The following is an 11,920-nucleotide window of genomic DNA, read 5'->3' as shown; positions in this document are numbered from 1 at the left end:
CCATAAGGAATATGGGGCAGCAGCACTGAAGAAGCAAAGTAAAGACTGGATTGATCAAGACATAGACTCAGCTATTCTGCAATTAAAATCTTGGAGTGAGGCATTTAGGCGTTATGAAACGATTGTTTTTGAMTRKRMRAWASTATTCAAGTGATTCATGCCAGCAGCGGTTTTGCCGTGCTGGCGCATCCGACCCGTTATGATTTATCCGCGACCAATATTCGCTATCTGATCGAAATCTTTGCTCAATTCGGCGGCGATGCTGTTGAGTTGCCGCCGGCGGTGGAGCCGCTGGGAACACGGCAAATGGTGGACCGCATGATTGCGGAACATGGATTGAAAGTATGTTTTTCTAGAGATCGGATAATTTTAGAAAGACTAGTTTTACCTGAATAGTTACGCCCATAAAAGATATTGATATCTTTAAAGTCATAAGTCTGGCCATTTCCAAGATTTAAAGCTGTATTCCAATCAAAATCTTTAAAAATAGAAAAATTATCAATTTTTGATATACGCTTAATTTTCACTTTTTTCCCCTTTAATTTTTAATATTCAAATATTTATTGATTTATTAAATATACTTTTTGGTTGTTAATTCTTCAATAAAAAAGAGCGCTTCGGCGCTCTTTTTTATACACTAAATTTTCATCCAGCCTTTCTTTGCTTCGGCATTTCATTCAGATCCAGCACCTTCAAAATTTGCTCCCCAATACGCTGAATCAGCGGCATAGTCACAGAATTTCCTGCTTGCGTATACAAGGCGCAGTTTGCAACTTTGGCCGGAAATCTCATCTGCTCGACAGGATAGCCCTGAAAAGCAAAACACTCTTTTGGCGTTAATTTTCGGATGCCGTAATCATCTTTAATAATGGGCACATTGTGGCCGCCCGAACCCATATTCGCAGTCAGGGTGGGGCAGACATTGCGCTTATTTTCACGCACATAGACCCGGCGCCATTGATACACTTTATCTTTCGAAATCACGGTTTCCGCCATCTTCGCATAATACTTATGATCAGGTGCATAGTAATATTTCTGATCCACTTTGCCCTGTTCTAATAAGCTGCGGATGGTCGTGGTTAATGGAATCTCGTCTGGAAAACTGAACTCTTGATATCTTGGCACCTGCAATGGGTCCAGCGCTACAATAAAAATACGCTGACGGTATTGCGGCACATTGGCATGGGTCATGCTGTTTAAGACTTTATAAAAGACCGTATATCCCAGCTCTTCCAGTGTGTTGCAGATGACTTGAAAGGTATTGCCGCCATCATGCGTGACTAAATTTCTGACATTTTCTAAAAAAAGGGCTTTGGGGCGGTGTTTTTTTGCAATATTGGCGACATCGAAAAACAAGGTGCCGCGGGTTTCTTGAAAACCCTTACGGTGTCCGGCAATCGAAAAGGCTTGGCAGGGAAAACCGCCGCAGAGAATATCGAATGTTTTAGGGATTTGCGCTTTGGTGCTTTCTAGGGTGATATCGCCTTCAGGCCATTCACCATAATTGGTAAAATAGGTTTGCTGCGCCCGCTTATTCAGTTCACTGGAAAACTCACAGCGCCCCTCAAGATTTTGCAATGCCATCCGAAAACCGCCTACCCCTGCAAAGAGATCAATAAATGTAAATTTATAGTCTTTAGGCTGTGAAAATGGGGCTGAACGCAGATCTGGTTGCATTAAAAGCTCAATCTTAGTAGATAAATAACTCGCTTTTCATTGTAATTAAAATCAGCGAAATAGAAAGGGACAATCCTGTTATTTAACTTAAGCGGCAGCAGATGCAGCTGACGGGGCAGGCAAGCCAGAACATTCACTGATGTGCATCAGCTTCGGCAGAAGAGAGGGGGAGGGAGTGGAAATTGCTGTCGAAAAGAAATAACCGGCTAGGGGCGGGAAGCTGTTTCTCTGAGCGGATTCGGCCGCTTGGCTGCGCTCAATGGCTTTTTATGTTTTGACTGAGCCGGCTTATTCTGCGCGTTCATTGAGGGGTCATAGCGCACCACACAGTTCCGGCCGTTTTCTTTGGCGCGATACAGCGCGATGTCCGCGTGTTTGACCAGTTCATCTAAATCTTGCTTATGCGACTTTAATTCCGCGACCCCAACGGAAACGGTGAAGCTTAAGGTTTTATCTTTTAATGTTAAACATTCATTCTGAATACGTTCACGGATACGTTCTGCTATTAGCAAACCGTCATGAATGCTGGTTTCTGAAAGCAATGCGATAAATTCTTCACCGCCAAAACGTGCAAGCACATCTTTTTGGCGCATTTCTTTGCGCGTGGTATCGGCAATCACTTGCAGGACACGGTCACCAATGTCATGGCCATAGGTGTCATTAATCTTTTTAAAATAATCGACATCAAACATCAGCAGGCATGTGCTGGCCGGTGTGGGCCATTCATGAATGCGGCGTTCTGCAACATCAACAAACTGGCGCCGGTTAAACAGCTGGGTCAATTCATCGGTATGCGCCATATTTTTAAAGCTGTGCAGATTCCAGTCATCCAGCAGCGAACGCAAGAAATGCCTGCGGCCATTTAACGCGCTGTTCCAGCTGATATAAAGGCTGAACAGCAGGATCGGAAAGAACGTGAGATAAAATACGATGGCCTCTTCCAGATGCATCAGCTGCTGAACGCCAATGGCGGCGAACAGGGCAATGAACACTGTGCTGTACAAGGCGGCCTTAAAGCGGATTTGAATGCAGAGATTGGCAATTAAGACAAAAATCACAGAGGCGTAAATATATGAGTTGACCCATGGGCTGGAAGACTGCAGCAGTAAAAAAACCCAAAGCGCCATGCTGCAGGCTGTGCTGACAGGTAAAATCATGTCTAACAGCCGGACATCTTTTTTATATTTAAACAGATAGAAGCATGCCAGCAAAGATGCCGCTACACAGCCGACACGAAGGAAAGCCGATTCATAATACATATCCGGCATGATGAAATAATCAGCAAAAAAGTAGACCAAAAAGACCAGCTGCGCGATGTAGTTGATCCGGCGCAGAAAAAAGTGCTGCTGCTGATATTGGAAATCCAAAAAGGCCTGCTGAAAATGCGCAGGAATCCGAGCTTGGTGGTCAGCCAGCGCATGCTCAATGATTGCACGGTGTGTCAGGCTGCATTCAGACGGTTTCAGTAAATGCTGCGGCGGGGGGTGCTGGACATTTCTCTTGGAATGGCTTTTTCGGCCAATCCGAAAATCTGCAGTCATGCGCTTATCCTTTCTATTTCAGCAGAAATTTGGAATAGTGCATTATGCGCAGCGTGGTTAAAAAATGAACTCACCAGATTTGGGTATTTTTTGGCAAAAATTATGACAAATTGTGTCAATTCTGACTGTTTAAAAGATTGAGGCGCTTTTACGCGCTTTCTGCATCAGCTGCCGCATGCTAGATTATGATCAGAGAATCAGCAGCGCAATGTATGACATGGCGATTGTCCTATTTATAAAATTCAACGTATTGCAGGATGCATGGGTTTCACCGTTAAAATTGACTAAGATGCAGGAATTCCCCGCAATAATTCAGCGATAAAATATACTTGGCTGTAAATTGCTTTCAGCACACACTGCGTTTCCAGCATGAGCTTCAGCCAGATTCAGGATAGCAATATGACCAATACCAACTACACCGAACTGTCATCTTCAGATGACTGTGAAAAATACATCAATCAATTTGTACAGGATTTTCCGCTGCGCAGCGCTGAAATCGGCCGCGGAACTGTTATCAAGCGCGCTTTGCCCAGCCGTCATAAACGCATGATTGGCGCATGGTGTTTTCTTGATCATGCGGGGCCTGTGGTGTTTCCGCAAGGAGACGGCTTGGATGTTGGCCCGCATCCGCATATTGGCCTGCAAACCTTTACTTGGATGATTGAAGGCACCATGATGCATACTGACAGCTTGGGTTCAAAACAGCTGATCCGTCCGAATCAGGTGAATTTGATGACAGCAGGCTACGGCATTTCACATACAGAAGTCGCGCCGGAAACCGAAACTCATATGCATGCCGCGCAGCTGTGGATTGCCTTGCCGGACGACAAGCTTAATATGGCGCCGCAGTTTGACCACTATCCTGAGTTGCCCGTCATCAGCCAAGATGGTGTAGATTTTACGGTGCTGGTCGGAGAGTTCTTAACGAAGGCATCTCCCGTTAAAGTGCACACGGAATTGCTGGGTGTTGACTTGCAGGCAAAAGCAAGCACCCGGACCCGCCTTGCATTGAATCCAAAATTTGAATATGGCTTTATGGCTTTGGAAGGAAGCGCAAGCATTAATGGCCATGAACTGACCGATGAAAATATGGTGGTTTTAGAACCTGGGCTGGATCATGTTGATATTGAAATTCATGCCAATAGCCGCGTGCTGCTGCTGGGCGGAGAGCCGTTTGAATCACCGATTCTACTGTGGTGGAACTTTGTAGGCCGTACTCAAGAAGAACTGCGCTTAGCGCGCGATCAGTGGATTGAGCAGAATGAACGTTTTGGCAGCATTCCTGATTATGAAGGGCCGTGCTTAGAAGCGCCGGTTTTCCCTGACAGTATGCGTGCCTCGAAATAAGCGTATGGGTGTTTCAGGCGCTGCTGCATGCAGCGCCGGATAGATAACATAAATGGACACAGAAAAATATCAATAAGGATAAAAAATGGCTGTTATTGCACAAGCAAAAGTAGAGACCCTGCCTGAGCCGTGGTCGGGCGAAATCAGCAGCGGCAAGCATCAGCTGATCACCGATAAACCTGAATCCTTCGGCGGTCAGGACAAAGGCTTAGCACCGTATGATCTGATTTGTTCAGGCCTGATTTCCTGCACCATGATTACCTTGCGCATGTATGCGCAACATAAGGGCATTGAATTGGGCGCGTTCCGTGTGGAAGCTGATTTTTGCGCCAATAAAGAAGGTGAAGAATGGATTAGCCGCCGCGTGCATTTTGAAAATCAGCTGGGCGCTGAACTGGAGCAGAAAGTATTGGATATTTGCAGCAAAACGCCAGTCACAAAAACGCTGCTGCGCAGTTTAGACATTCACACCAGCCTGATTTAAGCCGGCAGCAGGCAAATGCGCTGTGATCATTTGCCTTTTTGATATACCCGCCGAAGCAATCATACCGTAGATCAACAAGAAGGATAAAATATGCTGACCCTGCATCACTTAGAGCAGTCACGCTCTTTTCGCATTATCTGGGCATTGGAAGAATTGGGGCTGGAGTATCAGATTCAGTTTTATAAACGGCTGCCGACTTTTGCTGGCCCGCCAGAGCTGAAGGAAGTGCATCCGCTGGGTAAAGCGCCGGTGCTGACGGATGACGATCAATGCATTGCAGAATCGGCAGTGATTTTAGAGTATTTGCAGGAGCGCTTTGATGAGTCAGGCCAGTTTATCCCTCAAACACAAATGGAGCGCCAGCAATACCGCTATTGGATGCATTATGCGGAAGGTTCTCTGATGCCGCTGCTGGTGATGCAGCTGGTGATGGAAAATGTGCCGAAGTATGTGCCGTGGCTGATTAAGCCGATTGCTCAAAAAATTACCGGCGGGGTAAAAGGCGGTTTTATCAAACCGCGCTTAAAAGATCATATCGAATTTTTAGAAAGCCATTTATCTTCCCATGATTATTTTGCAGGGCAGTTCAGTTTTGCTGATATTCAGATGAGCTTTCCCTTACAGGCCCTGCAGTCACGGACAAAAGGCAAATATCCGCAGATTCAGGCCTTTTTGCAGCGGATTGGCAGCCGGCCGGCTTTTCAGCGCGCGCAGCAAAAAGAACCGGCGCTGAACTGAGTGCATGCGGATGCGATTATTAAAAAGCCTGCTCAGTCAGCAGGCTTTTTAATGGGCTTTGATTCTGCAATCAGACGGATCAGCTGACGTGATACAGGCGTTCTTTCGGAAAGACCACTTTAAAAATAGAGCCGCGGTTTTCTTTCGATTCAATTTCTAAATGCGCCTGATGCTGCATCAGCACATGTTTGACAATTGCTAAGCCTAAGCCGGTGCCGCCGGTTTGCCGGCTTCGGTCACTGTCGACGCGGTAAAAGCGCTCGGTGAGGCGTGGCAGATGTTTCGGGTCGATCCCGATACCGGTATCTTCAACGGTAAAATAGCCTTGCTCCCCGTCATCATGCCAGCCAACTGTCACCGTGCCGCCTTTAGGGGTGTATTTGATGGCATTGGTAATCAGATTGCTGAAGGCGCTGGCCAGTTCAGTGTCTGAGCCGATTAAATCGCAGTGGCTATCAATGTCTAAGTTCAGTTCGTGGCCATAATCGACATTGTAGGCATGCGCATCGTCATACAGCTGGTTCATCAGGCTGGGCATATCAATAATTTGATTTTTAGCAATTTTTTTATCATTTTCTAAGCGTGACAAAAGCAGCAGGTCATTCACTAAGGCGTTCATGCGCCGTGTTTGTGACTGCATTTGGTCAAAGGCGCGTTTCCAGCGCGGATTCAAGTCTTCCTGATCGGTAAATGTTTCGATATAGCCGCTGAGCACTGTGAGCGGTGTGCGCAATTCATGCGAAATATTATCGACAAAATCTTTGCGCATCTGTTCCAAGTTGTGCATGCGGGTGACATCATACGCCACCAGCAGGCGGCTTTCTCCGCCAAAACGGGTCATTTTCACTTGCACATAAAGTTCATCAAAACCCGTCGATTTCATCTTCAGGCCATCCGGCGCCTGATCTATATTGTTGAAATATTCAATAAAGCTCGGCTGGCGCAAAATGGTCAGAATGTTGCGGCCGCGGTCTGTGGCCTGAATGCCCAGCAGCTTTTCCGCCGCCGGATTCCACCACTCAATCTGGTGGGTTTCATCAATCAGCACCACAGCTTCGGCCAGCGCCACTAAAGAAGACTGCGCGCGGTCAATCAGGCCGACCATTTCCGCCTGCACAATGCGTTCCTGACGCTGTGCGCGGTAGACATTGAACAGCAATGCGCCCCAGATGCCGTCTAAATTCGGCGGCACATCATAAGGGCGGTTGGAAATCCATTCATTGACCAGATACAGTGAACGCAACTGCAATGCAAAAAAGATGCTGAAGGCTGTAAAAATGCAAATCCAGAAATACCCGATCCCGAGGCCAACAAAGCCGCCAATAATCAGCAGAAAAGCCAGCAGGCGCAAATCCTGCTTGGCAAAAGTCCATAAGCTGCTGTAGCGGAACTTTTTATGTTCGCGCGCCAGCTCAGGGACAGGGTAGGGTTCGTACATACAATACAGTTAACCTAAAAAAGCTTAATCCGGAATGATATCAGCCAAGCGCGACATCTGCGCGGGTTGAAAAACGGTAGCCAGTACCGCGCACCGTTTGCACATAGCGGTCTGCGCCGTACGGCTCCAGCACTTTACGCAAGCGCCGGATATGAACATCAATGGTGCGGTCTTCAATATACACGTTTCCGCCCCAGACTTGGTCCAGTAATTGCGCGCGGGTGTATGCGCGTTCAGGATGGGTCATGAAAAAGGCCAGCAGGCGGTATTCGGTCGGCCCCATTTCTAAAATACTGTCGCCGTGGCTGACGCGCTGGCTGACAGGATCTAAAATCAGGCCATTGGCATCAATGGTTTTCTCGCCGCCCAAAGCATTCGAACGGCGCAGTACCGCTTTAATGCGTGAGACCAGCTCACGGGTCGAAAAAGGTTTGGTCATGTAATCATCTGCGCCTGCATCCAGACCTTGCACTTTATGGTCTTCTTCGCCGCGGGCGGTCAGCATGATGACTGGAATTTCAGATAGGTTCTCGTCGCGCTTTAGGCGGCGGCACAAATCGACACCGCTGACACCGCCAGGCATCATCCAGTCCAGCAGGACGAGAGCAGGGCGCTGGTCGACAATCATTTGATGCGCCTGTTTAGCATCTTCGGCTTGCTGGCATTGAAAACCAGCCATATCTAAAGAGGTATGGATCATTTCCCGGATCGGGAGTTCGTCGTCGACAATCAAAATGTAGTCATCTTTCACAGCGCAATACCCTATTTCATGTAAACGGTGGACCGTTTTATATTTATGACAGGCTTATTACAAAGATTAATTATGACAGTATCATTGCAAAAAGACATCGGGGCGCTATTTTTGAAAGATTTTGTGACAAATCTTTGGCTGAAAACACCGTATAATTTAAAATTAACTCACTGTATTTAAAATGTAAATTTAGTTTTTTAGCTGGCAGTAAAATAAAGCTTAATTTTTTTTCGCGGCCAGTTCATTTCCAGAGAATGTCTGCAGCAGCGAAAGGAAAACAATGCTGCAGGACGATAAAACTTCGTCCATGGATTGCTTGAATCCGCTCACCACCCAGCGGATGGCAATCTGAGTGACATAGCCGTTCAGCCCCGTCGCCACCAGAGAAATTTCTCGTTCTGAACGGTCAATATTCGGCATCATCAGCATAACGAAAGCATGAATCATGCGGTCAAAGCGCGTCATGGTTTCCTGAATAGTGGCTTGATTATGCAGTTCCTGCACCAGCATCGCGTCGATATAAATAATGCGCGCCATGCGTGGGTTGTCTTTGAGTGTGGTCAGCAGCGCTGTCAGGCCCGATTCAATCATTTTTTTAGGATCGGAAGAGGCTTGCATAATGGCCTGCATGACATTTTGCTGTAGCTCATCAATCAGCTTTAAGAATATGGTTTGAAACAGGTTTTCACTTTTTTTAAAGGATTCATAAAAATAGCGTTCGGTCAGCTTAGCTTCATTGCAGATGTCTTTGACTGTCACGGAAAAAAAGCCATGCGTGCCGTAAGCTTCAATACCTGCTTCAATCAGTTTTTCACGGCGCAGCTGTTTGCGCTCTGTCAATGATAGGCCTTTGAATTGGCGTTCTTTACTGCTTTTGGCCGGCTGCTGTTCTTCTGTGTTCTGCTGCTCTGTCATCACAATCTAATCAATTTGAAACGGGTTATGGCGGTATCTTAACAATAAATAAGCAGAACACCTATGCTATTCAGCCTTATCCGCAGAAGCCAATGCGCCGTCCTAAGATGATATTGACAATATAGATTGTCAAAACTATATTGATAAAATAAGATGAATTTCGGCTGTTGATGAATTTTCAGCGGAAGCATCAAACTGAAGCGTTCAAGCTCAGGACCGTTTAAGCAAAGGAAAAAGAATGAAAAATTTTAAAAATAAAGTCGCGGCAATTACTGGCGCCGGTTCGGGTATCGGCCAGCAATTGGCCGTATTGCTGGCGAAGCAGGGCTGCCACCTATCGTTGAGTGATGTAAATGAGCAAGGATTAGCGCAAACCGCCGCGCTGCTGAAAGACAGCAATGTGCGGGTCACCACGAAAAAAGTCAATGTGGCGAAGCTGGATGAAATCCGCGCCTGGGCGCAAGAGACGGTGCAGAATCATGGCTCAGTCAATATGATTTTCAATAATGCCGGCGTGGCGTTGGGCTCGACCGTGGAAGGCGCCAGCTATGAAGAGCTGGAGTGGATTGTCGATATCAATTTTTGGGGTGTGGTGTACGGCACCAAAGAGTTTTTGCCCTTGATTAAAAAGTCGGGCGAAGGCCATATCATTAATATTTCTAGCCTTTTTGGCCTGACTGCGCAGCCGACGCAGTCGGCTTATAACGCAACTAAGTTTGCCGTGCGCGGCTTTACCGAGTCACTGCGTCAGGAACTGGATATGGAAAACAGCGGTGTCAGCGCGCTGTGCGTACATCCGGGCGGCATCCGCACCAATATTGCCAATGCCGCGAAAATGAATGACAGCTTGAAAAGTCTAGGCATGAATCCTGAAAAGTCAGCCCAAACTTTTAATAAGCTGCTGCGCTGTCCGCCGGAAGAAGCTGCGCGTCAAATCTTAGAGGCTGTGCAGAAAGACAAGCGCCGCCTGCTGATCGGCAATGATGCGAAAGCGCTGGATCTAATCCAGCGTATTTTGCCGACGGGCTATCAGAAAATTACCGCCATGGCGACGAAGCTGGGCAAAGGCAAATAAATACCGTTCAGAACTATCACCCGCACCTTGCGGGTTTTTTTATGAGAACACATCCTGTGCCGTGTCTTTTGAGTACAGCCTTATATCTCTAAAAATGATTTAAAAATAAAAAAACGTGCTGAATTTAAATAAGCAATTGTTGAAATATCAGCAGCAATTCAGTCTTAAAACCAACAGATTTTCTCGGATTAAAATTAAATAAATTAATAAAAACAATATCTTATTTCTTTGGCACGCTTGTTGCGAAATAACAGTGACAGAAATATGAAAATTAGAGAAGAAATCATGAGTACTTCACAGGCTTTAAAAGCAAAACAGTCGCGTTCTGCACAAGTGCGCGGGCAATTGGATTATCCCGTGATTGATACGGATATTCATACCAATGAATTCAGCCCATTGCTGGAAGACTATATTGCCCAGTATGGCGGCGCGAAGGTGGTGGATACTTTCCGGGAGCATTTACGTACCAACGGTTTGAATGCCTTGGCCGCAGAATGGTATCGCGCGACACCGCAAGAGCGTCAGGACAAACGCTTATTCCGCCCACCGTTCTGGGCGCTGCCGGCGCAAAACAGCTATGACTTGGCGACAGTTTCCTTGCCGTCTCTGCTGAGTGAGCGTTTAGAGGAGCTGGGTACCGATTATGCGGTGCTGTATCCGAATGTTTCGCTGTTTCCGATTAACTCCGCCAATGAAGATTTGCGCCGCAGCTTGAGCCGGGCCGTGAATCATTATCATGCCGATATTTACCGCCCTTATGCAGACCGCTTGACACCGGTGGCAGCAATTCCGCTGCATACACCTGGAGAAGGCATTGAAGAGCTGGAATACGCCATAAATACGCTCGGCTTAAAGACAGCATTGATTCCGGGCGCAGTGCGCCGTCCGGTGAAAGCGCTCGCTGAAAAATATCCAGATGATGCAGAGCTGCGCCGTTATGCCTACTGGCTGGATTTTTTTGGCATTGACAGCGCGCATGACTATGATCCGTTCTGGCAAAAGAGCATTGAGCTGGGTATCAATCTGTCGACCCATTCCGGCAGCCAAAGCTGGGTAGCGCGTAATTCGCCAAGCAATTACATGTTCAACCACATTAACCACTTTGCTGATGCATCTGAAGCCTTGGCCAAAGCGCTGTTCTTTGGCGGCGTCACTGAGCGCTTTCCGCAGCTGCGCATTGCGCTGCTGGAAGCCGGCGCATCTTGGGGGGCAAATGTGCTAACGCATCTGGTTGACCGTTTTGAAAAGCGCGGCAATGCACATGTTCAGCAATACAACCCCGCAAATATCGACCGTCAGCTGATTATTGATTTATACCGCCAGCATGGACAGGAATTATTCCGCGGCCGTGAATACAGTGATGATCAGATCATCGAAAGTGTTTTTGGGGTGGCATCGGCATTCCGCTTTCGCGAACAGCCTGCTGAAAGCATTAATGATTTCGCCTTAGCCAAAATCAATCAGATTGAAGATATTTATGAGCGCTGGGTGCCGAATTTTTACTTTGGCAATGAAGCGGATGACCGCACGATCGTTGGGGCGCTGAATCCGAAGGGCAACCCGTTCGGCAAAAAAGTGCATGCCTTGTATTCCTCTGATTCAGGACATTGGGATGTTCCTGAACTGACTGAACCGCTTGCTGAAGCCTACGATTTGGTGCGTGAAGGCGCAATCACCGAAGAGGATTTTAAAGCCTTGGTTTTTGATCACCCTTACAGTTTTTATACCGCCAATAATCCGGACTTCTTTAAAGGCACGCAGGTCGAGCAGAAGCTGCAGAAAAACTGGGCTGCATAACACACATTTATTCCCCCTRTSWCAATTTCAGATAAATTGATCCGGCGGCATCCGCATGTATTCCAGAGTGAGCAGTTCTCTAAACTCAGCGCTGAAGATGTGTCTGTTTTATGGCAAGAGATAAAGCGCAATGAAAAGCAGGGAAAAAATATGTCAC

General features: G+C 47.0%; 10 protein-coding genes and 3 pseudogenes. 7 read left to right on the top strand and 6 right to left on the bottom strand.

Annotated elements, in window-relative coordinates:
• Window positions 1–144 precede the first annotated feature (144 nt).
• Window positions 145–360: pseudogene (locus tag AZH43_RS16025) on the top strand (PHP domain-containing protein); the annotation flags it as partial.
• A gap of 26 nt (window positions 361–386) precedes the next feature.
• Here the strand turns inward: AZH43_RS16025 and AZH43_RS18250 are convergent.
• The 3 genes and pseudogenes from AZH43_RS18250 to AZH43_RS16015 form a co-directional block, all read right to left on the bottom strand.
• Window positions 387–527 (bottom strand): annotated as a pseudogene (locus tag AZH43_RS18250) (hypothetical protein); the annotation flags it as partial.
• A 118-nt stretch (window positions 528–645) separates the two neighbouring features.
• Complete coding sequence (gene dcm / locus AZH43_RS16020) at window positions 646–1,677, bottom strand: DNA (cytosine-5-)-methyltransferase (protein ID WP_067671805.1); 1,032 nt, start codon at window positions 1,675–1,677, stop codon at window positions 646–648.
• Window positions 1,678–1,883: 206 nt separating this feature from the next.
• Window positions 1,884–3,218, bottom strand: coding sequence for a GGDEF domain-containing protein (locus AZH43_RS16015; RefSeq protein WP_067671802.1), 1,335 nt, complete (start codon window positions 3,216–3,218; stop codon window positions 1,884–1,886).
• Window positions 3,219–3,617: 399 nt separating this feature from the next.
• Here AZH43_RS16015 and AZH43_RS16010 point away from each other — a divergent pair, with 399 nt between their 5' ends.
• The 3 genes from AZH43_RS16010 to AZH43_RS16000 all read left to right on the top strand — a co-directional run bounded on the left by AZH43_RS16010 (window position 3,618) and on the right by AZH43_RS16000 (window position 5,787).
• Window positions 3,618–4,565: a pirin family protein gene (locus AZH43_RS16010; RefSeq protein ID WP_067671814.1), complete on the top strand. Its 948-nt coding sequence runs from the start codon at window positions 3,618–3,620 to the stop codon at window positions 4,563–4,565.
• A gap of 85 nt (window positions 4,566–4,650) precedes the next feature.
• Window positions 4,651–5,049, top strand: coding sequence for an OsmC family protein (locus tag AZH43_RS16005; protein ID WP_067671799.1), 399 nt, complete (start codon window positions 4,651–4,653; stop codon window positions 5,047–5,049).
• 90 nt (window positions 5,050–5,139) lie between these two features.
• Window positions 5,140–5,787, top strand: a complete 648-nt coding sequence (locus AZH43_RS16000; protein WP_067671796.1) for a glutathione S-transferase family protein — start codon at window positions 5,140–5,142, stop codon at window positions 5,785–5,787.
• Between the two features lie 79 nt (window positions 5,788–5,866).
• Here AZH43_RS16000 and phoR read toward each other — a convergent pair whose 3' ends face one another.
• The 3 genes from phoR to AZH43_RS15985 all read right to left on the bottom strand — a co-directional run bounded on the left by phoR (window position 5,867) and on the right by AZH43_RS15985 (window position 8,891).
• A complete protein-coding gene (phoR, locus tag AZH43_RS15995; protein WP_067671793.1) occupies window positions 5,867–7,225 on the bottom strand; it encodes a phosphate regulon sensor histidine kinase PhoR in 1,359 nt (452 codons plus the stop codon).
• Between the two features lie 40 nt (window positions 7,226–7,265).
• Window positions 7,266–7,976 (bottom strand): phosphate regulon transcriptional regulator PhoB, encoded by a 711-nt coding sequence (phoB, locus tag AZH43_RS15990; protein ID WP_005012153.1) that lies wholly within the window; start codon window positions 7,974–7,976, stop codon window positions 7,266–7,268.
• 219 nt (window positions 7,977–8,195) lie between these two features.
• Window positions 8,196–8,891, bottom strand: a complete 696-nt coding sequence (locus AZH43_RS15985) for a TetR/AcrR family transcriptional regulator (protein WP_067671790.1) — start codon at window positions 8,889–8,891, stop codon at window positions 8,196–8,198.
• A gap of 238 nt (window positions 8,892–9,129) precedes the next feature.
• Here AZH43_RS15985 and AZH43_RS15980 point away from each other — a divergent pair, with 238 nt between their 5' ends.
• The 3 genes and pseudogenes from AZH43_RS15980 to AZH43_RS18965 all read left to right on the top strand — a co-directional run.
• Window positions 9,130–9,966 (top strand): SDR family NAD(P)-dependent oxidoreductase, encoded by an 837-nt coding sequence (locus tag AZH43_RS15980; protein WP_067671787.1) that lies wholly within the window; start codon window positions 9,130–9,132, stop codon window positions 9,964–9,966.
• A 285-nt stretch (window positions 9,967–10,251) separates the two neighbouring features.
• On the top strand, window positions 10,252–11,763 hold the full coding sequence (locus tag AZH43_RS15975; protein WP_067671811.1) for an amidohydrolase family protein: 1,512 nt from the start codon (window positions 10,252–10,254) through the stop codon (window positions 11,761–11,763).
• A gap of 24 nt (window positions 11,764–11,787) precedes the next feature.
• A pseudogene (locus AZH43_RS18965) lies at window positions 11,788–11,920 on the top strand (nucleoside triphosphate pyrophosphohydrolase); the annotation flags it as partial.

The sequence above is a fragment of the Acinetobacter pragensis genome (genome assembly GCF_001605895.1).
GTDB lineage: Bacteria > Pseudomonadota > Gammaproteobacteria > Pseudomonadales > Moraxellaceae > Acinetobacter > Acinetobacter pragensis.
This window is presented reverse-complemented; position numbering and strand designations above follow the sequence as displayed.